Origin of the sequence: Mesorhizobium sp. M0587 (genome assembly GCF_040320945.1) — a bacterium.
GTDB lineage: Bacteria > Pseudomonadota > Alphaproteobacteria > Rhizobiales > Rhizobiaceae > Mesorhizobium.
Genome location: NZ_JAMYQP010000006.1, coordinates 199,329 through 220,201 on the forward strand (window position 1 = coordinate 199,329; position 20,873 = coordinate 220,201).

Sequence of the window (20,873 nt, forward strand, 5' to 3'; positions counted from 1 at the left end):
TCTTGTTATGTTGGGTTCACATTGGGCGGCATTGTTAAAGAATCAGGAATCCCGCGCGGCGGTGTCAGACCTATTTCAGCCCGCTTGGTTATCGAATGGTTTTAGGATAAGAGGAGGTAAATCCCCGAACGTAACAGGAACCTCCGTCGCCTGGCGCCGAAAAGCGTGGCAGTATCGGCGAGTGATTCGCAGCACCGGACCCTATGGCAGGCATGGACGACAACAACGATCTTTTCGGCAGTCTGGAGAAGCAGCCGGCTCGCACGCCGGCGCGCCCGGCGGATCCGCTCGTGCAAGCCACGAAGCGTCCTGCCGCGATCAGGGATGGCAGTGAAGGCTACAGCGCCGCCGACATCGAGGTGCTCGAAGGCCTCGAGCCGGTGCGTCGCCGGCCAGGCATGTATATTGGCGGCACCGACGACAAGGCGATGCACCATCTCTTCGCCGAGGTCATCGACAATTCGATGGACGAGGCGGTTGCCGGCCATGCCACCTTCATCGATGTCGAGCTTTCGGCCGACGGCTTTCTGACCGTCACCGACAATGGCCGCGGCATTCCGGTCGATCCGCATCCGAAATTCAAGAAGCCGGCCCTCGAAGTGATCATGACGACACTGCATTCGGGCGGCAAGTTCGACTCGAAGGTCTATGAGACATCGGGCGGCCTGCACGGCGTCGGCGTCTCCGTCGTCAACGCGTTGTCCGACCATCTCGAGGTCGAAGTCGCGCGTGGTCGTCAGCTATACCGCCAGCGTTTTTCGCGCGGTATCCCGGTGAGCGGTCTGGAGCACCTCGGCGAGGTCCATAATCGCCGCGGCACCAAGACCCGCTTCCACCCCGACGAGCAGATTTTCGGCAAGGGCGCGGCCTTCGAGCCGGCGCGCCTCTACCGCATGACGCGTTCGAAGGCCTATCTGTTCGGCGGCGTCGAGATCCGCTGGACCTGCGATCCCTCCCTGATCAAGGAAAAGGATCAGACACCGGCTAAGGCGGAGTTCCATTTTCCCGGCGGCCTGAAGGACTATCTCAAGGCCTCGCTCGGCGACGAATTCCAGGTGACGCGGGAAATCTTCGCCGGAAAAAGCGACAGGCAAGGCGGCCATGGCTCGCTCGAATGGGCAGTGACCTGGTTCGGCGGCGACGGCTTCATCAACTCCTACTGCAACACCATTCCAACGGGCGAAGGCGGCACCCACGAGGCCGGCTTCCGCAACGTGCTGACGCGGGGGCTGCGCGCCTATGCCGACCTCGTCGGCAACAAGCGCGCCTCGATCGTTACCTCCGAAGACGTCATGATCTCGGCTGCCGGCATGCTGTCGGTGTTTATCCGCGAGCCGGAATTCGTCGGCCAGACCAAGGACAGGCTGGCGACGATCGAGGCGATCCGCATCGTCGAAACCGCGATCCGCGATCCGTTCGATCATTGGTTGGCCGACAATCCGCAAGAGGCCTCGAAACTGCTGGAATGGGTGATCGCGCGTGCCGACGAACGCGTCCGCCGCCGCCAGGAAAAGGAAGTGTCGCGCAAGAGCGCGGTGCGCAAGCTGCGCCTGCCCGGCAAGCTCGCCGACTGCACGCAAAATGCCGCCGCCGGCGCCGAGCTCTTCATCGTCGAAGGCGACTCGGCCGGCGGCTCGGCCAAGCAGGCGCGCGACCGCGCCAGCCAGGCAGTGTTGCCCTTGCGCGGCAAGATCCTCAACGTTGCCAGTGCCGGCAACGACAAACTGGCCGCCAACCAGCAGATATCGGACCTGACCCAGGCGCTGGGCTGCGGCACGCGCTCAAAATATCGCGACGAGGATTTGCGTTACGACCGGGTCATCATCATGACCGACGCCGACGTTGACGGCGCCCACATCGCCTCGCTGCTGATCACCTTTTTCTATCAGGAGATGCCGGCGCTGGTGCGCGGCGGCCATCTCTATCTCGCGGTGCCGCCGCTTTACTCGATCCGCCAAGGCGGCAAGGTCGCCTACGCCCGCGACGACGCCCATAAGGACGAGCTTCTGCGCACCGAATTCACCGGCCGCGGCAAGGTCGAGCTAGGTCGCTTCAAGGGCCTCGGCGAGATGATGGCCTCGCAGCTCAAGGAAACCACCATGGACCCGAGAAAGCGCACGCTGCTCAGGGTCGATGTGATCGATGCCGAGGCCGCGACCAAGGATGCGGTCGACGCGCTGATGGGCACCAAGCCGGAGGCGCGCTTTCGCTTTATCCAGGAACGCGCCGAGTTCGCCGCGACGGAAGTGCTGGATATCTAGCCGCCAGCCGGTCTAGCCTGCGCTTCTGATGCGGAGACCAGCATGTGACCTGGGCACGGCTGAAAACCTATTTCGAGACGAGGCTCAGTGGGTTGACGCAGCCGACGCGCTCGGACTGGATTTTTGCCCTGCGCACCGTTTCGGCCGGCCTGATCGCGCTTCTGGCCGCCTATGCGCTGAAGCTCGATCATCCGCAATGGGCGATGATGACGGTGTTCATCGTTGCCCAGCCGGTTGCCGGCATGGTGCTGGCGAAGGGGTTCTACCGGTTGCTCGGCACGCTTGCCGGCGGCATCGCGGCGATCGGCATCACCACGGTCTTCGGCGCCAATCCCTGGGTGCTGGTGACGGCGCTTGCCGTCTGGATCGGCATCTGCACCCTCGTCTCTTCGCTGCTGCGCAATCCCGAAGCCTACGGCGCCGCCCTTGCCGGCTACACCGCGATGATCATCGGTCTGCCCGCCTTCGGACAACCGCATGTCGTTGTCGACCTCGCGGTCGCGCGCTGCGCCGAGATCGTGCTCGGTATCGTCTGCGCCGGCCTGACCAGCCGGCTCATCCTGCCCAAACTGGCCAGCGACGCCATCATCTCGCGGCTGAAACGCTGCATTCTCGATCTCGCCACCTATGCCGGCGGGGCGTTCTCCGGCGGTGACCCGGCAACGCTCTCCGGCCTGCATCGAAAGCTCGTCGCCGACACCCAGACGCTTGGCGAAATGCGCGCCTATGCCAGGCTCGAGGCGCCAAGCTTCGCGCCGCGCGCGCATCCGGTACGCCGCACCATCGGGCAACTGCTTTCGGCGCTATCGGCGGCACGCGCGCTGCATGCGCACGCCGCGCCGAAAAACGCGGCACTCATTCCGGTGCGTTCGGAGTTGCAGGCCCTCGTCGGCGAACTGGCAACCAAGCCCGGCGCATTGAACGATACGTCGCCGTGGATAGCACGGCTCGACGCGATTGCCGGCAAGGCCCGGCAAATGCCCGATGCCTCGGCCGACCAGGGTGACGACAGGGTCGGCACCATCACTCGCCTCATCATCGCCGCCGATTTCGCCGAAGCGCTAAAACAGGTGTTGCGCGGCCTCGATGCCTTGCGCGCGCCTGTCACACGCCCGACCCGCGACAGCCGGCAGCCGGCGCTGGTGGTGCACCGCGACTACCCCGGGGCATTCCGCAACGCCGTGCGCGCCGCCCTGGCCACGTTGCTGGTCGCCGCCTTCTGGCTGACGACGAAATGGTCGGAAGCGGCCGGCACCGTCATCCTCGTCGCCGTCGTGTCGAGCCTGTTTGCCGCTCGCCCCGACCCGGTGCAGGTGTCCTGGGGCTTCTTCAAGGGAACGCTGCTGGCGTTCCCCTTTGCCTTCCTGGTCGGCCAGATCGCGCTCCCCGCCCTGCCCGGTTTCGGCTGGTTCACACTGTTTGTGGTGCCGATCCTGGTGCCGGCGGCATTGGCCATGGCCAATCCGCGCTTTGTCGGCGTGGCGACGGCCTTCGCCATCAACTTTCTCGCCTTCCTCAGTCCGCATCAGGCGATGACCTACGACCCCGGCCCGTTTCTTGCCGGCTCGGCGTCGATCCTGGTCGGCATCCTGCTCGCGATCGCCGTCTTCATCGTCGTGCTGCCCGCCGACCCATTGCGCGCCGCCAGCCGCATCGTGCGCGCCATGCGCCAGGATCTGGCGCGGCTTTGCCTGCATGAGCGCGTGCCCAGGCGTTCCGCCTTCGAGAGCCTCGCCTATGACCGGATCAACCAGCTGATGCCGCTGGTGCAGAATTCCGGCAGAAAGGGCGATGCGGTTCTGGGTGGCGCCGTCGCCGCCGCCACGGTCGGCCTGGAAATCCTGAGGCTTCGCGGCGCAAGCCAGGACCACGCGATTCCATCCCAGACCGCACTTTCGATCACCAACTTTCTGAGAGGACTGGCGCGCGAACTGCTCTTCCACGCCCCCGGTTATCCGCAGACGTCGACCATCGCCGTCGCCCGGCAGTATGCGGCAGGCATTGCTGAGCGCAACGGCACGGCCGAATTACTGCAAACGGCCGCATCGCTGCGCATCATTGCCGCGGCGATGGAAGATTTCCCCGATTTCTTTGCGAGGTATAAAGGCTAAGCAGCGGCGATCGCCAGCGCATGATCTCGAGCATTCTCGCGCAGCGCATCGAGATGGATCGACTTGACCAGGGCGGCGAGATCGCCTTCCGCGGACTGCCCGCCCAGATCCTTGAGCATCAGCCAGCTGACTTCCTGGACGCCTGCGACGCGCTTGCCGTTGGCGACCTCACGCCAGATCTTCAGCGCGCGCAGGATGATGGCGTGCGTGGCGGCGGCCAAGCCGGCGCTGCGAAACAGCGCCTGCAAAGCCACGTCGTGCCCGCCGGCCAGCAGCGTTCTCACCCGCTGCCCGGACTGCTGGCTGAGCGCGACCAGCGCCGAGCCGAAGAAATCGACCTTGCCATGCGCGATGGTGCGGATGAGGAAGCTCGCGGTGAGATCGCCGCGCAGCCTGAGATGCTCGATGAGCGCGGCATGCTCTTCCCGGCGCGTGCTCTCGATCAGCGTCACCGAAGCTTTGACGCAGGCGTCCCGCATGAGGCGGTCGGCGCGTGCGGCCCCCATCAAGGCCATGACCAGTGGTGAGGTCTTGAGCGTCTCGCCGAGTTTGACGAGAAGCATGTGCCGGCAGTCGGCCGGCAGGCGGGCGTCCGATATCAGCGCCTCGCGGACCGGCGGCAGATGCCCGTGGCGTTCGGCCATGCGGCGGAAGCTCAGCGAGGCGATATCGGCGCCGCTATTGGCCAGCAACACCGCGCAGGCTTCCGCCTCGCCGACTTCGGCAATGGCCGCCGACAACGCCATCGAGACGAGCGGCCGGTCGGCGATCAGCTTCTGCGTTGCCTTCTGGCTCGCCGCCACGCGGTTGATCAGGTCGGCGTCGGTGAGCAGCGGCGAACGCGCCAGCACCATGCCGGCGACTTCCGGCTGGTCGGAGGCCAGCACGCTGATGATCTGCGGCGGTGCGTGGTGGCTCATGGAGAGCGCTTCGGCCATCGCCAACCGCACCTTCGACGAGGCATCGTCGAGCAGCAGCGTCAGCGCCGCTTCCGCCGCGCAGCGGTCCTCGAACGGCATGTCGGCATCGACATAGGCTCGGGCCAGCGCGCTTGCCGCGGCGGCTCGCTCCGATACCCTGGCCGTGTATATCCATTTCAGGAAATGCGAAACAACAACCATGCCCGCCTGCTAACGCCCCTTGCCAGAAGCTTTCTGACCCCGTTGAAGACGGTACGCAGAAATGGTTTACGAACGGTTCACCATGTTTATTAACTGGCTTGCGAGCCGGGTTCGCAGCGCCTATCAACCCGCAAGCAGCTAAGGAGAACGAAAATGGCCGGGCTTTATCTCCAGGAGTTCGTCGCCGGCCGTGTCTTCCAGCACATGCTGCGCAAGACCGTCACCGAGAGCGACAACATGCTGTTTTCGGTGATGACGCTAAATCCGCAGCCGCTGCATATCGATTTCGATTTCGCCGCCAAGAGCGAATGGGGCAAGCCGCTGGTCAACTCGTTGTTCACGCTCGGGCTGATGATCGGCATCTCGGTCAACGACATCACGGTCGGCACGACTGTGGCCAATCTCGGCATGAAGGAAACGGTGTTCCCGCATCCGGTCTTCCATGGCGACACTATCCGCGTCGAAACGACAGTCATTTCAGTCCGCGAATCCAAGTCGAAGCCCGATCGCGGCATCGTCGAGTTCGAGCACCGTGCCTACAACCAGCATGGCGACCTCGTCGCCAAATGCACGAGGCAAGCCATGATGCTGAAGAAGGCGGCCTGACGGATGCGCTCGCTGTTGTTCGTCCCTGGCGATTCCGAAAGGAAGCTAGAGAAGGGTTTTGCCACCGGGGCCGACGTGGTCATCGTCGATCTCGAAGATTCCGTGGCGCCGCAAAACAAATTGCGCGCCCGCGAGATCGCGGCGCGCTTCATCGTGGAACGCAGGACGCAAACGAGTTCGGCGATCTACGTCAGGGTCAATGATCTGTCGACCGGGCTGACGGATGACGATCTGACGGCTTTGGTCCCGGCAAGGCCCGAGGGCATCATGCTGCCCAAGTCGAACAGCGGCCAGGATGTCCAGCAGCTTGCGGCAAAGCTCAGGGTTCGCGAGGCCGAAAACGGCCTGGCCGACGGCGTGACGAAAATCCTGCCGATCATCACCGAAACGCCGGCGGGCGTGCTGGCGGCGGCGACTTATGCCGGGACAAGCACACGGCTTGCCGGCCTCACCTGGGGCGCGGAAGATCTGTCGGCTGAGATCGGTGCGCGCGCCGCCCGCGACGAGCACGGCCGCTACACCGACGTGTTCCGCCTCGCCCGCGCCATGACCATCCTTGCGGCCGGAGCCGCGGAAGTCGCGGCGATCGACACCGTGTTTCCGAATTTTCGCGACATGGAAGCCTTCGCCGCGGAATGCGCCGAGGCGGAGCGGGACGGCTTCACCGGCAAGATGGCGATCCACCCCGATCAGGTACCGGTCATCAACGCCGCCTTCACGCCATCGGTCGAGGCGGTGAAACAGTCGGCGGCGATCGTCGCGGCGTTCCAGGCGGCGGGAAATCCGGGCGTCGTCGGCATCGGCGGCAAGATGGTAGACCGCCCTCATTTGCGGCTGGCCGAGCGGCTTCTGGCGCGCGCAAGGGCGGCGGGCATTTCCGCCTAGTCTCAGTCCCGCGCCAGCACGATGATCCGGTCCTCCGGCACATAAGCCAGCGCTTCCGATTTCAGTGGGTTGACGGTGACGCCGCCCAGCCCCCGGTCGTCGGCCTCCGCTGCACGGATGCGCCGGTAACCTATCGCGATCTCGCCGCGTAACCGCGCCGATTCCGCGATCGTCCAGAAGGTCACCGGCCGCTCGATGGCGATATAGTCGGTGACCGGACGCATGTAGATTTCGGAGCCCTTCTCGTCGAGCAGGTCGTCGAAGATCGCGGCGAGATACTGGTTCTCGGACGCCTGTGCCAGCATCAGACTCACCAGCCTGTTGCTGACGACGAAATCGTCGGCCTTGGTCACTGCCGCAAGCTCTCGGTTGCGCACGTCGATCATCTCGCTGACGATGTTGATATGCAGGCCAGCATCATCCGCGATCTTGCGCAGATGCAGCAGCGTCACCAGCGTGCGGGTATCGGCAGGCTGCGCTGCCATGGTTTCGCTGTAGCCGAGCACGAGCACGTGGTCGTAGGAAGGCACGTCCAAGGCTGCCAGCGCGGTGCTGCTCGAAGTGTCGATGACGCGGCAGTAAACCGACAGATTGTCGCCGGCGACCGGCAGCTGGTCAACTTCCTGCTCCAGGCCGGGCGTATCGGCGGCGATGGTCAGGCTCGAACCAGGCGCGACGTAGCGCGACAATTCATAGGTGATGATCGGACCGCGCCGGTTCCAGCCGAGGACCAGCATGCGTTCCGGCTTCATCTCGACGGGCCGCGGACTGAGGATCGCCGCCGTGTCGATCTCGATCCTGGCGCTTCCAAGTTTTATCGCGGCATCGTCCTCCGCGATGATAATGGCGCGAATGCCTTTGCCGATCACCAAGTTCGATGGCGGGTTCAGATCGACCTGCCCATCGTGGTCGCAGAGGCCGATCAGCGCGCAGTGCTCATACGCCATCATCGCCTCGCCGAAGGTCTTGCCGGCGAGCTCCGGCTGCTCGGTCGTGTAGATTTCGCAGCCGTCGAAATCGAGCAGCTCCGAATAGACGCTGCTGAGACCCGACTGCCGGCTCGAATGCACGACAATGCGCGAGATCAGCTGGTCGGCCAGCACGAGTTGCACCTCGGCTCCGCCGACGACGCGGGCGACCTCGGCGTTCTTGCCATCGCGGATCTCGGCGGCGATGTTGTACGGGGCGGTACGCCGGATCGGGTCGTTGACCAGCGCCAGCACCGTCTTGATGACCTGGGAATCCGGGTCGTCGCCATCGGGCGACAGCACGATGACCGACCGCGAGGTCTGCGGGTTGACGATGGCCAGGTCGTAGAGATCGGTCGGGTCGCCGCTGCGGCAGATGATGCGCGTATTGCCCAGTTTACCCACCTTGACTGCGATCTCATCCTCCATCTCGACCTTATCCATATTGGCCATGACGACGATCCGCGGACGGCGGCGGCTAGCATTGGCAACGACGAGTTCGGAGATGACGTCGAAGATCGACGGTGACCAATTGAGAATGATGGTGTGATCAGTCTCCAGCACTCGCGAACGGCCCTTGCGCAATTCATCGAGCTTGCTGTCGACGCCAGCGCTGAGCACGCCGATGAGAGCCGACACGACGAAGATGCCGGTAAGCGTGACAAACAGCATGACGAGACGGAAGGGCCAGCCAGTGTCACCGCCCATCGTGCCGGAATCGAGCGTGCGCATCAGCGATTCCCAGAACGCTTCGAAAAAGTTCAGCGGCTCGCCGCCTTCCGGAGCGATGCGGGTCGCCGCAAGGAAACCCGCGGCAGCGATGATGATCAACAGGGAAAGGATAGCGAGCCAGCCGATCAGGGCGATCGGACCGGCGGCCATGCTCTTGTCGAATCCGTAGCGGAGCCGGGTTCCCAGCGAGTCTCGTTTCTTCATGCCGACGGTGCCCCCGCAATATCTCCAAGCCCGATGCGCCAACCCCAACGCATCGCCGAAGCGCTCTCTTAGCGTGTGTTTGGATACAGGGGAATCGCTTTCGCGTGTTCGCGCCTATGCAATCCACCGATCGCTGTCGATGGCATGATCGGGGTCCTCGACCACAGCATCCGTATGGCGAGCCTGGCTACCTGCGCGCCGTCATGACCGCCAGCCCGGCGGACGAGTGCCGGTACTGCTCAAGGACTGGCAGGGCCTGGGTGTTCAGTCTCTTTCCCAGCGCGGCCGGCGCATCGAAAACACCTCGCTGATGCTTGCATAATCCATGTAGCCAAGCCGGGCGACATTGCCGGCCTTGCTGATGTCGAACAGGCCGTCCTTCAGGTAGGCATCGTCGATATACACGCCGATCACCTCGCCGGCCACGACGATGGCGTCGGTCGGCACTCCGTCCAGGGCTTTTGGCCGGAAGACTTCCGTCACCCGGCATTCGAGCGCCGCCGGTGCTGCCGCTACTCGTGGCGGCGCGACAAGTCGCGACGGCGCCATCGCAAGGTCGGCATAGAGGAACTCGCTGACGCCGCGCGGTGCGTTGACAGCCGTGCGGTTCATCTTCTCCGCAAGATCGCGGCTAACAAGATTGGCGACGAATTCGCCGGTTTCCTGCGCAAAGGAAGCGCTGTCCTTCTCGCCCTCGGAGGAGAACCAGACGATGAAGGGCCGTGTCGAAATGGCGTTGAAGAAGGAATAGGGCGCGAGGTTGATCTCGCCTGCCCCGTTCAGGGTCGAGATCCAACCGATCGGGCGCGGTGCCACGATTGCCTTCGACGGATCGTGCGGCAGTCCGTGCCCCTTTGGCGGCTCGTAAAACACTTAGCCGGCCCAGGGCCCGGCATAGTCGGCATAGAGCTTTGCCGGATCGGGCCGCGGCCGCTCCGGCGCAGGGCCTTGATAGGAGCCGATATGGACAAAGCCGACGACACGCTCCTGCGGCGCCAGACCTAGTATCGCCCTGCCCTCCGGCACGTCGGAATACCAGTTGCTGATCATGTTGGTGCCATAGCCCAGCGCGTTGGCTGCTAGCATCAGGTTCATCGCCGCCATCCCGCCCGACAGGAACATCTCCCATTGCGGGATTTTCGGATTGTCCTTCGGCACGGAGACGACGCCGATCACCAGCGGCGCACGCGAGAATCGCGCCAGTTCCTGGTTTCGGCGGCCTTCCGGCAATGGTCCCTCCCGCTGCTCGGCAAGCGCTGCCAGTTGTCTGCCGATCGCGATGCGGGCGTCGCCGCGATACAGGATGAAGCGCCAGGGTTCGAGCCGGCCGTGGTCGGGCACCCGCACGGCGGCAGCGATTATCGTCGCTATCTCGGCATCGCTCGGCGCCGGCTCCTTTAAATCGGGGATCGGTGCTGAGTTTCGGGTCAGCAGTAAGTCGATGATTGGCGACGCCATGGGCGCAAGTCTCCTAAAACACTCTGTTTTGAGCTGAAGCGCACCATCGGGAATTCGGCGGCTCGGGCAATGGCGCAAGCGCCGGACTGAAAAGTCGGTATCGGTCGGACTCTTAAGCCTTGAAATTGCCACCGCCATGGGCTTCAACGCAAGGCATGTTTGAGGGGACTATCCGTCTTTTCCTGGTCTGGCTTTCCGCCCTGCTGTTCATGGCACCGGTTTCGCTTGCCGTGGCGCAGGACGCGGACGGCGTTGGCGATCTGAAACTTCCCGGGATTTCGAGTTACGCGACCCCGAAAGGCGAGAGATCCCTGGCGCTGAGCGGCGGCGGTGCCATCACGCTGTCCGCCCAGTTGACCGACAAGGGCGCCGACATCACCCGCGGTATTGTCTGGCGTGTGTTCAGGCCCGAAGCCGTCAACGGCAAATTGCCGATGGTGGCATCCGCGCATGGTGGCAGCGCCGTCTTCCAACTCGAACCTGGCAGCTACCTGGTTCACGCCTCCTACGGCCGGGCCGGCGCCACCAAGCGCATCACCGTCGGCAAGGACGCCAAGCGTGAAAGCCTCGTGCTCGACGCCGGCGGCCTCAAGCTCGACGCGGTTCTGTCCGGCGGCGTACGCATTCCGCCGAAGAAACTCCGCTTCTCGATCTATGAGAGCCATGCCGAAGCGAACGGCGACCGCGCACTGATCATTCCCGACGTCGAGCCCAACAGCGTCGTGCGGCTCAACGCCGGCATCTACCACGTCGTCTCGACCTATGGCGCGGTCAATGCGGTCATCCGTTCCGACATCCGGGTCGAGGCCGGCAAGCTGACCGAAGCGACTGTCGAGCATCACGCCGCCGAAATCACGATGAAGCTGGTGCGCGAAACCGGTGGCGAGGCGATAGCCGACACGTCCTGGTCGCTGCTCAACGAATCCGGCGATCCGATCAATGAAACCGTCGGCGCCTTCGCCTCTATGGTGCTGGCCGAGGGCGATTACACCATCATCGCCAAGAACCGTGACCGCATCTATCAGAAGGATTTTACGGTCGTGGGCGGACAGAACCAGGAAATCGAGGTTTTGGCCACCGAGGCGGCGGCGATGGACCCCGAGGAAGGCGCAGACTGACCGTCGAATTTGCAGGCGTCAGGCGGCCAGCTTCGTGCGTGCCGGCAAAAACGAAATCCGGCGGCGCCGCATTGGCGGCGCCAGGTCGAAAACACCGCGATAAAGCCGGTCGAGCAGCGCCTTCCGGTCGCGCAACGGTTCCAGTTCGCTCCAGTCCAGCACATCGCCGACGCGCACGTCGATCGCCTTGCCGGACAGGCGCGCGAATTCGTGGATGAGCAGCGAGATGCGGAGCGTCAGCGAGGCCTTGCCGACAAATTTGGCAACGCGGCCGTCGCGTTCGGCCATGTTCATCGGCCCGCTGACCAGATGGAACAGCCTGCCATTCTGCCCGGAGAAATGCATCGGAATGACCGACGCCTTGGCGTCCTGGACGAGCCGGGCTGGAAACATCTTCCACGGCAGGTCGCGCGCCCGGCCAAAACCTTTCGGCGCGGTGGCAACACCGCCGGCCGGAAACACCACGATGGTGACGCCTTCCTTCAGCAGCCGCACCGCCTCGTGACGCACGGCCATGTTGTTCTTCAGCGCGTCCTTGGTCTCGGAAAAGTCGATCGGCAGCGAATAGGGTTCCATCTCTCGGATCTTGAGCAGATCCTTGTGGATCATCACCCGGAACGGGCGCCCGAGCTGCTCTGCCAGCGACAGCACCGCAATGCCGTCGCCGATGCCGAACGGATGGTTGGCGACGATCACCAACGGTGTGTCCGGCAATTGCGCGGGCGGCCACTGATCGGCGGTCCGCACACGGACGTCGATCAGATCGAGCATGCGGCTGAACACACGCTCGCCGGTCGGCACCACCTGGCGACGCCAGAAATCATAAAGTTCCGCGAAACGGTCGCGGCCGGACAGGCCTTCGATGGAATGGATGACCCAGCGCGTCAGTGCGGGCTGACGCGCATTGGCATAGGAAAGCTCGGGAAACGGCTTTTCTCGCGTCTTCAGCTTAAGCATGACAGTTCGCTACTGGGTTGGCGTGACAGGGATATGAAAATGGCGGTGGATTGCTCCGCCGCCATTGGGGGGTACAAAATACCGTTCAGTCAGGCAGCGCGCTTGCGCCGGCGATCAGGCGTGATCGCCTCCTCGGTCAATTTCGCGATGGCCTCGGCGAGACCAAGCGATTCCTGGTCGCGCGAGCCCAGGCGACGCATGTTGACCGTCTGCTCCTCAGCCTCGCGCTTGCCGCAGACGAGAATGACAGGAACCTTGGCCAGCGAGTGTTCGCGGACCTTGTAGTTGATCTTCTCGTTGCGCAGATCCGCTTCCGCCAGGAGCCCGGCGGCCTTGAGCTTTGCCACCACCTCGGTCACATAATCGTCGGCATCCGATGTGATCGTCGCCACCACGACCTGCAGCGGCGTGAACCACAGCGGGAAATGGCCGGAATAGTTTTCGATCAGGATGCCCAGGAAACGCTCCATCGAGCCGCAAATGGCGCGATGCACCATGACCGGCTGCTTCTTCTCGGAATCAGAGCCGATATAGAAGGCGCCAAAGCGTTCCGGCAGGTTGAAGTCGACCTGCGTCGTACCGCACTGCCATTCGCGGCCGATCGCATCCTTCAGCACATATTCGAATTTCGGCCCGTAGAAGGCGCCCTCGCCCGGGTTGATCGAGGTCTTGATCCGGTTGCCGGACCGCGTCCTGATCGTTTCCAGCACGCTGCCCATGATCGCTTCGGCATGGTCCCACGCCTCGTCGGTACCAACGCGTTTTTCGGGCCGCGTCGACAGCTTGACGCTGATCTCGTCGAAACCGAAATCGGCATAGGTCGACAGGATCAGGTCGTTGATGCGCAGGCATTCCGAGGCCAGTTGCTCCTCGGTACAGAAGATGTGGGCGTCGTCCTGCGTGAAGCCGCGCACGCGCATCAGCCCGTGCAGCGCGCCCGACGGCTCGTAGCGATGCACATTGCCGAATTCCGCAAGTTTTACCGGCAGATCGCGATAGGATTTCAGCCCATGCTTGAAGATCTGCACGTGACCCGGGCAGTTCATCGGCTTCAGCGCGAACACGCGATCGTCGTCGGTCTCGTCGCCGGCGACGGTCACCTTGAACATGGCGTCGCGATACCAGCCCCAATGACCTGACGTTTCCCACAGGCTCTTGTCGAGCACCTGCGGTGCGTTGACTTCCTGGTAGCCCTGCTCGTCGAGGCGGCGTCGCATGTAGTTGACCAGGTTCTGGAACATCTTCCAGCCCTTGGCGTGCCAGAAGACGACGCCTGGTCCTTCTTCCTGGAAATGGAACAGGTCCATCTCGCGGCCGAGTTTCCTGTGGTCGCGCTTCTCGGCTTCTTCCAGCATCGTCTGGTAGGCGTCGAGCTGCGCCTGGTCGGCCCAGGCCGTGCCATAGATGCGCGTCAGCATCGGGTTGTTCGAGTCGCCGCGCCAGTAGGCGCCGGCCACCTTCATCAGCTTGAAGGCATTGCCGATCTGGCCGGTAGAGGCCATATGCGGACCGCGACAGAGGTCGAACCAGTCGCCCTGCGCGTAAATCTTGAGGTCCTGATCCTCGGGAATGGCGTCGATCAGCTCCAGCTTGTAGCGCTCGCCCTTGTCGGCAAACACCTTTTTCGCCTTGTCGCGCGACCAGACGTCCTTGGTGAACGGCTTGTTTCGCGCGATGATCTCGCGCATCTTCTTCTCGATCACCGGAAAATCGTCCGGCGTGAACGGCTCGTTGCGGGCGAAATCGTAATAGAATCCGTTCTCGATCACCGGTCCGATGGTCACCTGCGTCCCCGGCCACAATTCCTGGACGGCTTCCGCCAGCACATGTGCGGCGTCATGGCGGATGAGCTCCAGCGCACGCGCATCGTCGCGGGTGATGATCTCGATCTTGCCGGACTTGCCGAGCGGGTCGCTGAGGTCGCGCACGGTGCCGTCGATGGCGTAGGCAACGGCCTTCTTGGCCAACGACTTCGAGATCGATTCGGCAAGGCCAGCGCCAGTCATCGCCGCGTCGTAATCGCGGACGGAGCCATCAGGAAATGTCAGGGAAACGGAATTCAGCACGGGTATCTCCTATCCAGTCCCGCAAACGAGCGCGGGTGGTTAACTGCATATCGTAACCCAAAAACCGTCCCGCGGTTTTGGGGTTTATGACATGCATGAGTAATGCCGGATGCGTCCGGCGGCGGGCTGTCTTTTATGAGCAGATCCCGCCGCAGTAAAGGCTGGCGCCGATATCAACCATTCATTTGATGAGCAACGGCAGATCCTTCAGGAACGCCGCCCTGGTCTTCGGACCCTTGGGCATGTCGGTGGGAATGGCGTCGACAATCAGGCGCGCAAAAACGATCTGGCGGCCATCCTTCTTCGCCCAGCCGACGAACCAGCCGAGCGAGCGCTTGTCCTTATCGGCTTCGTTGCCGAGCCTGGTGCTGCCTGTCTTGCCTTGCACGGTCCAGTCGCCGGCCTGGAAGGTCGGGATGATGGCGCTGGTCATCTCATAGGCCCTGGCCGAGACCGGCAGCTTGCGCGCCAACAGCTTGCGCAGGAAGTCGACCTGCTCGACAGGCGTTATCTCGAGCGAAGAATTCACCCAGGAGCGGGTCAGGCCGTCATCTTTGCCAGGATTGCCGGAAACATCGGCGTTGCCGTAGCCGAATTTCGAGACATAGGAGGCAAAGTTCTCCGCCCCAAGCCTGCGGGTGATTTCACGCGAGTACCAGAGGATCGAATCCTTCTCCCAGATCGTCGGATCGACGGCCTTCCGATCTCGTTTCACCGCTTTGAATTCGGGCTTGTAGTCCCATGTCGGCGTATGTGCGTCGCTCAGGATTCCAGCGTCGTAGCCGATCAGCGACAGCGGCACCTTGAACGTCGAGGCTGGACTGAACCTCTGGTCGCAGATCCCCTCCTGGTAGAGCGTCTTGCCGCTCGCCGCATCGGCAATCAGCGTGCACTGCACATCCCCGAGCGGCGCCGATTGCGCGCGCATTGGAAATCCCAGAAGCCAGGCAAGCAGGAACAGGATGCCGGCAAGGATGAAGGGAAGACGGTCGACGTTACGCATTTTCTGCTCGCTCCAGAACGGGGGGTCGCGAACGGCTTAGCGAGGTCTCTTGTCTCGATTTTGTCTCAAATGCGCAGTCTTTGTGCAGGCTTGCGTTAACCCTACCAGATCGTAAACCGGCGCGCCCACGCCGGCTGGGATGGTTCGATCAGCTTTGCGCTTCGCCGCGCTTTTCACCGATCCGCCAGTACCGCCAGGGCATGAACCAGACATAACGATCCGCCAGCACTTCCGGCACAAGGTCGATACCGTGCGTGCCGAAAGGCCCGCAGCGCAGCACCCGGAAAAGCCCCATCCAGCCGCCTGCCCACAGGCCATGCCGGGCGATCGCCTCATGCGCGTATTCCGAACAGGTCGGCAAATGCCGGCAAGAATTGCCGACGAAGCCGGAGAGCGTCAGCTGGTATAAGCGCACAAGCGACGTGCCGAAGAGGCGCCCGGGCGTCTTGCGCCACGGGCCCGGCCAGTTGCGGCCGCGCTTCGGCGGCCCGGCGCTATGCGCATGCCCCTGCTGCTGGCCCACATCCTTCTCCGTATCGCGTATCCCAGGCATAGATGTGAGCTTCCACGGGAGAACGCAATCCCCGCTCTTATGGTCGAGAACGGCGAAACGGCAGCCAGCGAACCGGATCGTTCCCGGGGAAAGGAGAAGCCAGCTCTTCGCACCGCTTTGCATTGTGTCTTTCGTCACGCCATTGGAACGTTGCTATCCGCAGGACGTCGCCAAAGATGCCCAGGATCTGGATCATGGTCGTGTCTCCTTCGACGCGATAAGACCGCCGCTGGCCTTCGCCTTCAAACGAGTATAATTTCCGCTTCGGATAATCCTGGGTTATGCGAATGAAGCGTGGACGATTGCCACTGACGGCATTGAGAAGCTTCGAAGCAGCCGGCCGGCATCTGAGTTTCAGCAGGGCCGCCGAAGAGCTTTTCGTCTCGCAGGCGGCGATCAGCCGGCAAATCCGCGAGCTCGAAACGTTGCTGCGCCAACCCTTGTTCGAACGTCACCATCGCCGCGTCGAACTGACGGATGCAGGCCGCCGACTGCTCGCCCCATTGGTCAGGAGTTTCGACGATATCGACAGGCTGCTTTCGGAGTTGGCCGCGGTGCCAGCGCAATCCGTGGTTCGCGTCAGTGTCGAGCCATCACTTGCGTCCGTGTGGTTGGTGCCTCGCCTCAATCGGTTTCGCGAATTGCGGCCCGATATCGACGTCTCCCTCGACGTCGATCCGAGGCTGATCGAGTTTCGCGGCGATCAGCCCGAACTTGCCTTACGCTTCAGCGCCCATACCACCTCATGGCCGCGCAGCGACGCCGAGCGGCTTGCCTCGACAGTGGATTCACCGGTTCTGTCGCCGGCGCTGCTAAATTTCGGCCCCGCCCTTGAGAATCCGATCGATCTCGGCCGCTACACGCTTCTGCACGAGGAAAACCGTCAAGGCTGGGCGCGCTGGTTCGAAGCGGCCGGCGTTCCCGCCGATGCCGTGCCCGCGCGCGGCCCGATGCTGGCGGACGCATCGCTTTCGAAGCAAGCCGCCCTGCTCGGGCATGGCGTGGCGCTTGGCGATCTCCTGCAGATCGGCGAAGAACTCGCATCGGGCGCGCTGATCAAGCCGTTCGACATCGATGTCGCATCCGGCGCCTACTGGCTGGTGGCGAGGAGCTTGCGCGATCTCTCGGAGCCGGCTGCGGCGTTCGCCGACTGGGTGAGAAGCGAATTCGCCGAAACAAGACGGGCGCGGAGTTTGGGAGAACTGGCCTAGGCGGCCTTTTCGGCGCGTTTTTTCTCGATCTGGCCGACGGCGTCGACGACGGCGTCGAAGGTCAACATAGTCGAGGCATGGCGCGCCTTGTAGTCGCGCACCGGCTCGAGATATTTCAGGTCGCCGAAGCGGCCTTCCGGCGGCGCGCCGTTTTCCTTCAGCATCTTCAGCATGGTGTCGCGCACCGCGCGCAATTCCTCGGCGCTCGCGCCGACGACATGCTGCGCCATGATCGAGGACGACGCCTGGCCAAGCGCGCACGCCTTCACGTCATGGGCGAAATCGGTGACCACGCCGTCCTGCATCTTGAGGTCGACTGTAACGGTCGAGCCGCATAGTTTGGAATGCGCCTTCGCGGTCGCGTCGGGATGGTCGAGCCGGCCGATGCGCGCGATGTTTCCGGCAAAACCCAGAATTTTCGCATTGTAGACGTCGTTGATCATATTTTTCCAATCCGTCGCCGCCAAGCGAACAGCGATTGCCGCTGCCGCGTCTTCCTTTCGCTCGCCATGACCTTATATAATGGTGGCAGATCGGTATCGACAAGGCGAAGAAAGCCAGCGTCCTTGCCGGAAAGTTCACGCCGCTTACGGGACTGGAAACAGAGTGAGTTTCCGAAACCGAAAGGTCGTGGTCCGTTCAACTCGTTCCTCCTGAGAGAGGAACTACGGGAGACGCCTTTATGGATGCCGTCATCAAGAAATTCATGCCCCAGTCCGCCTACATGGAAAAACCGGTCACCGACCGGCCCAGCGAAGCCGAAGTCGAAACAGCGGTGCGCACATTGTTGCGCTGGACAGGCGACAATCCGGACCGTGAGGGGCTGATCGACACGCCAAAGCGCGTGGCCAAGGCCTTCCGCGAAATGTTCGGCGGCTACGACATGTGCCCGGCCGAAGAACTCGGCCGCACCTTCGAGGAGGTCGCCGGCTATGACGACCTTGTCATCGTCAAGGATATCCAGTTCCACTCGCATTGCGAGCATCATATGGTGCCGATCATCGGCAAGGCGCATGTCGGCTATCTGCCGGACGGCAAGGTCGTCGGCCTGTCCAAGATCGCGCGCGTGGTCGATATCTTTGCCCACCGCCTGCAGACTCAGGAGGCCTTGACCGCGCAGATCGCCGGCGTCATCCAGGATGTGCTCAATCCTCGCGGCGTCGCAGTCATGATCGAGGCCGAGCACATGTGCATGGCCATGCGCGGCATCCGCAAGCAGGGTTCCACCACGCTCACCTCCACCTTCACCGGCGTTTTCAAGGACACGCCTGAAGAGCAGGTTCGTTTCGTCACCATGGTGCGCGGCGGCGGGGTGTAAGCCCCCCTCGCCGAAATCGCCGGGCCAAGATATGGTCAAGCAAGAAAAATAGAGCGGCGATGTCGGCAGTGGAATTTCCCAAAGCTCCGTCGGACAAGAAGGCCCTGGAAGAAGGCGCGGTGTTTTCGCCGCGCTTCGACGCCGCGGGCCTGGTTACCGTCGTCGTTAGCGATGCCCGGGACGGCATGCTTCTGATGGTCGCGCACATGAATGCGCAGGCGCTGGCACTGACGCTGGAGACGGGCATCGCCCACTACTGGTCGCGCTCGCGCAACGCGCTTTGGAAGAAGGGCGAAACCTCCGGCAACCTTCAGAACGTCGTCGAGATGCTCACGGATTGTGACCAGGACGCCATATGGTTGCGCGTCGAAGTGTTGGGCCACGACGCAACTTGTCACACCGGCCGGCGTTCTTGTTTTTACCGGACGGTGGGGCTGGTCGATGGCAAGGCGACGCTTGCCGACGACGGCAGCAAGCCGCTGTTCGATGCGGAAAACACGTATCGGAAGTCACCAGCTTGAACCTTCTGCCCGACACCAACCACACAGATTCACCATTTCGATACGGCCCGCCTGTAGATTTGCCGTGGGACAAGGGAGATCATGATGCTCGAGTGGGCGTCATTGCGTAACAGACCAGATGTCAGGGAGGCCAACGGCCTGTCCTCGCCCGGCGGCACGTCCGAAACCAACGCTCCGAAGAAAACAGGTATTTCGCTTGCCTTGGGCGGTGGTTGCGCCAGAGGCTGGGCCCATATCGGCGTGCTGCGCGCGCTCGATGAAGCCGGCATCGAGGTCTCGATGATCGCCGGCACTTCGATCGGCGCGCTGGTCGGCGGCTGTTATCTTGCCGGCAAACTGGATGAACTTGAAGAGTTCGCCCGCAGCCTGACCAGGCGGCGCATCTTCGGCCTGCTCGATCTCAATCTGCGCGGCAGCGGCCTGTTTGGCGGCATGAAGCTGGATGCCCGTCTGCGTGAGCATATAGCCGGCATCCGTTTCGAGGACCTGCCCAAGCCATTCGTCGCCGTCACCTCGGAAATCCGCACCGGCCATGAAATCTGGCTGTCGAGCGGCTCCCTGATCACGGCCATGCGCGCTTCCTATGCGCTGCCCGGCGTGTTCGAGCCGGTGAATTGCAACGGCCGCGTGCTGGTCGACGGAGCGCTTGTCAATCCGGTACCGGTTTCAGTCTGCCGCGCCTACGAGCAGCCGCTGGTCGTGGCGGTCAATCTTCATTACGACCTGTTCGGCCGCGCCGCCGTCATCAAGCATAGCGCCGGCGAACTGTTCGTCGAAAAGGATGCGCCGAGACCCGGCCAGGCCGACGCCGAGCGCCATGTGTACCAGACGCGGCTCGGCATCACAGGGGTCATGGTCGAGGCCTTCAACATCATCCAGGACCGCATCTCGCGCGCCAGGCTGGCCGGGGATCCACCCGACATGTCGCTGCAGCCGAAGCTCAGCCATATCGGACTGACCGAGTTCCACCGCGCCGACGAAGCGATCCGTCTCGGCTATCAGGCGACGATGGCTCAGATCGGCGAATTGACCCGGCTGCAGACCGTCCTGGCCTAGGCTTCTCCGTACCCCGAGAGGAATCCAGGTTCCGTCACATACGCAACCATGCCCCACGAGGTATCGTCTCAAATTCCAGTCGCCTTCCGATAAACTGATTGCAAAATGCAATTGGTCGTGATCGACTGTACGGGATGGAACGGAGGCGTCGATGGCCAAAATTGTCTATTCCATGCTGACGTCCTTGGACGGCTACATCGCCGGGCCGGACGGGGATATTGCCCTCCCGGTGCCCGAGGCAGAGTTGCACCAGCACTTCAACGACATGATGAGGCAGGCCTCGGTGGTCCTCGCCGGACGCCGGATGTACGAGGTGATGCGCTTCTGGGACAGTCCGGATCGCGAGACCGGCGCCGCGGAGGTCGAGCGGGATTTTGCCCATGCATGGCGAGAGACGCCGAAGGTGGTCTTCTCGACCACGCTTCGGCAAGTCGGGCACAATGCCCGGCTGGTGAATGACGATGCCATAGCCACGGCAAGATCTCTCAAGGCGGAGACGGATGGCCTCATAATCCTCGGCGGCGCCGATCTTGCCGCCTGTCTGGCGCGGGCCGGTCTCATCGATGAATACCGGCTCTACATGCATCCGGTCGTGCTTGGCGGTGGCAAGCCGTATTTCCAGTCCGGCCTGTCACTGAGATTGCAGCCGCTTGGCGCGGAAAGCCTCACTCAAGGGGTGACGCTGCTGCGCTATGCACCTGCCAGCGGCGATGGATAGGCGCCG

The 20,873-nt window shown here is 63.0% G+C and carries 20 protein-coding genes; 10 read left to right on the top strand and 10 right to left on the bottom strand.

Features of this window, described 5'->3' with window-relative positions:
- Positions 1-212 precede the first annotated feature (212 nt).
- Together parE and NKI49_RS08190 are read left to right on the top strand one after the other, a co-directional pair.
- Positions 213-2,261: a DNA topoisomerase IV subunit B gene (gene parE / locus NKI49_RS08185; RefSeq protein ID WP_352599032.1), complete on the top strand. Its 2,049-nt coding sequence runs from the start codon at positions 213-215 to the stop codon at positions 2,259-2,261.
- A gap of 44 nt (positions 2,262-2,305) precedes the next feature.
- Entirely contained in the window at positions 2,306-4,372 is a 2,067-nt protein-coding gene (locus NKI49_RS08190) for an FUSC family protein (protein WP_352599030.1), read from the top strand.
- Here NKI49_RS08190 and NKI49_RS08195 read toward each other — a convergent pair.
- Positions 4,369-5,493, bottom strand: coding sequence for a DUF2336 domain-containing protein (locus NKI49_RS08195; protein ID WP_352599028.1), 1,125 nt, complete (start codon positions 5,491-5,493; stop codon positions 4,369-4,371). The two genes, NKI49_RS08190 and NKI49_RS08195, sit on opposite strands and share 4 nt — an antisense overlap.
- Positions 5,494-5,646: 153 nt before the next feature.
- Here NKI49_RS08195 and NKI49_RS08200 point away from each other — a divergent pair, with 153 nt between their 5' ends.
- Positions 5,647-6,099, top strand: coding sequence for a MaoC family dehydratase (locus NKI49_RS08200; RefSeq protein ID WP_352599026.1), 453 nt, complete (start codon positions 5,647-5,649; stop codon positions 6,097-6,099).
- 3 nt (positions 6,100-6,102) lie between these two features.
- Positions 6,103-6,984, top strand: coding sequence for an HpcH/HpaI aldolase/citrate lyase family protein (locus NKI49_RS08205; RefSeq protein WP_352599024.1), 882 nt, complete (start codon positions 6,103-6,105; stop codon positions 6,982-6,984).
- Positions 6,985-6,986: 2 nt separating this feature from the next.
- On the opposite strand, the gene NKI49_RS08210 is transcribed toward NKI49_RS08205, so the two are convergent.
- The 3 genes from NKI49_RS08210 to NKI49_RS08220 form a co-directional block, all read right to left on the bottom strand.
- Positions 6,987-8,888, bottom strand: a complete 1,902-nt coding sequence (locus tag NKI49_RS08210; protein WP_352599022.1) for a CASTOR/POLLUX-related putative ion channel — start codon at positions 8,886-8,888, stop codon at positions 6,987-6,989.
- Between the two features lie 264 nt (positions 8,889-9,152).
- Positions 9,153-9,761, bottom strand: coding sequence for a flavin reductase family protein (locus NKI49_RS08215; RefSeq protein ID WP_352599020.1), 609 nt, complete (start codon positions 9,759-9,761; stop codon positions 9,153-9,155).
- Positions 9,762-10,346, bottom strand: coding sequence for a nitroreductase family protein (locus NKI49_RS08220; RefSeq protein WP_352599018.1), 585 nt, complete (start codon positions 10,344-10,346; stop codon positions 9,762-9,764). It lies immediately after the preceding gene.
- Positions 10,347-10,501: 155 nt separating this feature from the next.
- Here NKI49_RS08220 and NKI49_RS08225 point away from each other — a divergent pair, with 155 nt between their 5' ends.
- Positions 10,502-11,464 (top strand): RgsD C-terminal domain-containing protein, encoded by a 963-nt coding sequence (locus NKI49_RS08225; protein ID WP_352599016.1) that lies wholly within the window; start codon positions 10,502-10,504, stop codon positions 11,462-11,464.
- Between the two features lie 18 nt (positions 11,465-11,482).
- Here the strand turns inward: NKI49_RS08225 and NKI49_RS08230 are convergent, their stop codons facing one another.
- The 5 genes from NKI49_RS08230 to NKI49_RS08250 all read right to left on the bottom strand — a co-directional run bounded on the left by NKI49_RS08230 (position 11,483) and on the right by NKI49_RS08250 (position 16,239).
- Complete coding sequence (locus NKI49_RS08230) at positions 11,483-12,421, bottom strand: lysophospholipid acyltransferase family protein (RefSeq protein ID WP_352599014.1); 939 nt, start codon at positions 12,419-12,421, stop codon at positions 11,483-11,485.
- A gap of 89 nt (positions 12,422-12,510) precedes the next feature.
- Entirely contained in the window at positions 12,511-14,487 is a 1,977-nt protein-coding gene (gene thrS / locus NKI49_RS08235) for a threonine--tRNA ligase (protein WP_352599012.1), read from the bottom strand.
- Between the two features lie 181 nt (positions 14,488-14,668).
- Entirely contained in the window at positions 14,669-15,490 is an 822-nt protein-coding gene (blaOXA, locus tag NKI49_RS08240) for a class D beta-lactamase (protein WP_352599010.1), read from the bottom strand.
- A gap of 148 nt (positions 15,491-15,638) precedes the next feature.
- Positions 15,639-16,013, bottom strand: coding sequence for a membrane protein insertion efficiency factor YidD (gene yidD, locus NKI49_RS08245; protein ID WP_352599008.1), 375 nt, complete (start codon positions 16,011-16,013; stop codon positions 15,639-15,641).
- Positions 16,014-16,080: 67 nt separating this feature from the next.
- Positions 16,081-16,239, bottom strand: coding sequence for a hypothetical protein (locus tag NKI49_RS08250; protein ID WP_352599006.1), 159 nt, complete (start codon positions 16,237-16,239; stop codon positions 16,081-16,083).
- A 91-nt stretch (positions 16,240-16,330) separates the two neighbouring features.
- Here NKI49_RS08250 and NKI49_RS08255 point away from each other — a divergent pair, with 91 nt between their 5' ends.
- On the top strand, positions 16,331-17,254 hold the full coding sequence (locus tag NKI49_RS08255) for a LysR substrate-binding domain-containing protein (protein WP_352599004.1): 924 nt from the start codon (positions 16,331-16,333) through the stop codon (positions 17,252-17,254).
- Here the strand turns inward: NKI49_RS08255 and NKI49_RS08260 are convergent.
- Positions 17,251-17,697: an iron-sulfur cluster assembly scaffold protein gene (locus tag NKI49_RS08260; RefSeq protein ID WP_352599001.1), complete on the bottom strand. Its 447-nt coding sequence runs from the start codon at positions 17,695-17,697 to the stop codon at positions 17,251-17,253. The genes NKI49_RS08255 and NKI49_RS08260 overlap by 4 nt on opposite strands.
- A gap of 239 nt (positions 17,698-17,936) precedes the next feature.
- On the opposite strand from NKI49_RS08260, the gene folE reads away from it, so the two are divergent.
- From folE to NKI49_RS08280, 4 genes are all read left to right on the top strand, one after another.
- Positions 17,937-18,572 carry a GTP cyclohydrolase I FolE gene (gene folE / locus NKI49_RS08265; protein ID WP_352598999.1) on the top strand — a complete coding sequence of 212 codons (636 nt, stop codon included), beginning with the start codon at positions 17,937-17,939 and terminating at the stop codon, positions 18,570-18,572.
- A 59-nt stretch (positions 18,573-18,631) separates the two neighbouring features.
- Positions 18,632-19,093 (top strand): phosphoribosyl-AMP cyclohydrolase, encoded by a 462-nt coding sequence (gene hisI, locus NKI49_RS08270; RefSeq protein ID WP_352598997.1) that lies wholly within the window; start codon positions 18,632-18,634, stop codon positions 19,091-19,093.
- Positions 19,094-19,174: 81 nt separating this feature from the next.
- Positions 19,175-20,149: a patatin family protein gene (locus NKI49_RS08275; RefSeq protein ID WP_352598995.1), complete on the top strand. Its 975-nt coding sequence runs from the start codon at positions 19,175-19,177 to the stop codon at positions 20,147-20,149.
- A gap of 151 nt (positions 20,150-20,300) precedes the next feature.
- Positions 20,301-20,867 (top strand): dihydrofolate reductase family protein, encoded by a 567-nt coding sequence (locus tag NKI49_RS08280; protein WP_352598993.1) that lies wholly within the window; start codon positions 20,301-20,303, stop codon positions 20,865-20,867.
- Positions 20,868-20,873: the final 6 nt, after the last annotated feature.

Excerpts from the sequence above, each read along its gene's own strand:
- parE (WP_352599032.1), top strand. The coding sequence starts at position 213 with ATGGACGACAACAACGATCTTTTCGGCAGTCTGGAGAAGCAGCCGGCT.
- NKI49_RS08195 (WP_352599028.1), bottom strand. The coding sequence starts at position 5,493 with ATGGTTGTTGTTTCGCATTTCCTGAAATGGATATACACGGCCAGGGTA.
- NKI49_RS08200 (WP_352599026.1), top strand. The coding sequence starts at position 5,647 with ATGGCCGGGCTTTATCTCCAGGAGTTCGTCGCCGGCCGTGTCTTCCAG.
- NKI49_RS08205 (WP_352599024.1), top strand. The coding sequence starts at position 6,103 with ATGCGCTCGCTGTTGTTCGTCCCTGGCGATTCCGAAAGGAAGCTAGAG.
- NKI49_RS08210 (WP_352599022.1), bottom strand. The coding sequence starts at position 8,888 with ATGAAGAAACGAGACTCGCTGGGAACCCGGCTCCGCTACGGATTCGAC.
- NKI49_RS08220 (WP_352599018.1), bottom strand. The coding sequence starts at position 10,346 with ATGGCGTCGCCAATCATCGACTTACTGCTGACCCGAAACTCAGCACCG.
- NKI49_RS08225 (WP_352599016.1), top strand. The coding sequence starts at position 10,502 with ATGTTTGAGGGGACTATCCGTCTTTTCCTGGTCTGGCTTTCCGCCCTG.
- NKI49_RS08230 (WP_352599014.1), bottom strand. The coding sequence starts at position 12,421 with ATGCTTAAGCTGAAGACGCGAGAAAAGCCGTTTCCCGAGCTTTCCTAT.
- blaOXA (WP_352599010.1), bottom strand. The coding sequence starts at position 15,490 with ATGCGTAACGTCGACCGTCTTCCCTTCATCCTTGCCGGCATCCTGTTC.
- NKI49_RS08250 (WP_352599006.1), bottom strand. The coding sequence starts at position 16,239 with ATGATCCAGATCCTGGGCATCTTTGGCGACGTCCTGCGGATAGCAACG.
- NKI49_RS08255 (WP_352599004.1), top strand. The coding sequence starts at position 16,331 with ATGAAGCGTGGACGATTGCCACTGACGGCATTGAGAAGCTTCGAAGCA.
- NKI49_RS08260 (WP_352599001.1), bottom strand. The coding sequence starts at position 17,697 with ATGATCAACGACGTCTACAATGCGAAAATTCTGGGTTTTGCCGGAAAC.
- folE (WP_352598999.1), top strand. The coding sequence starts at position 17,937 with ATGGATGCCGTCATCAAGAAATTCATGCCCCAGTCCGCCTACATGGAA.
- hisI (WP_352598997.1), top strand. The coding sequence starts at position 18,632 with ATGTCGGCAGTGGAATTTCCCAAAGCTCCGTCGGACAAGAAGGCCCTG.
- NKI49_RS08275 (WP_352598995.1), top strand. The coding sequence starts at position 19,175 with ATGATGCTCGAGTGGGCGTCATTGCGTAACAGACCAGATGTCAGGGAG.
- NKI49_RS08280 (WP_352598993.1), top strand. The coding sequence starts at position 20,301 with ATGGCCAAAATTGTCTATTCCATGCTGACGTCCTTGGACGGCTACATC.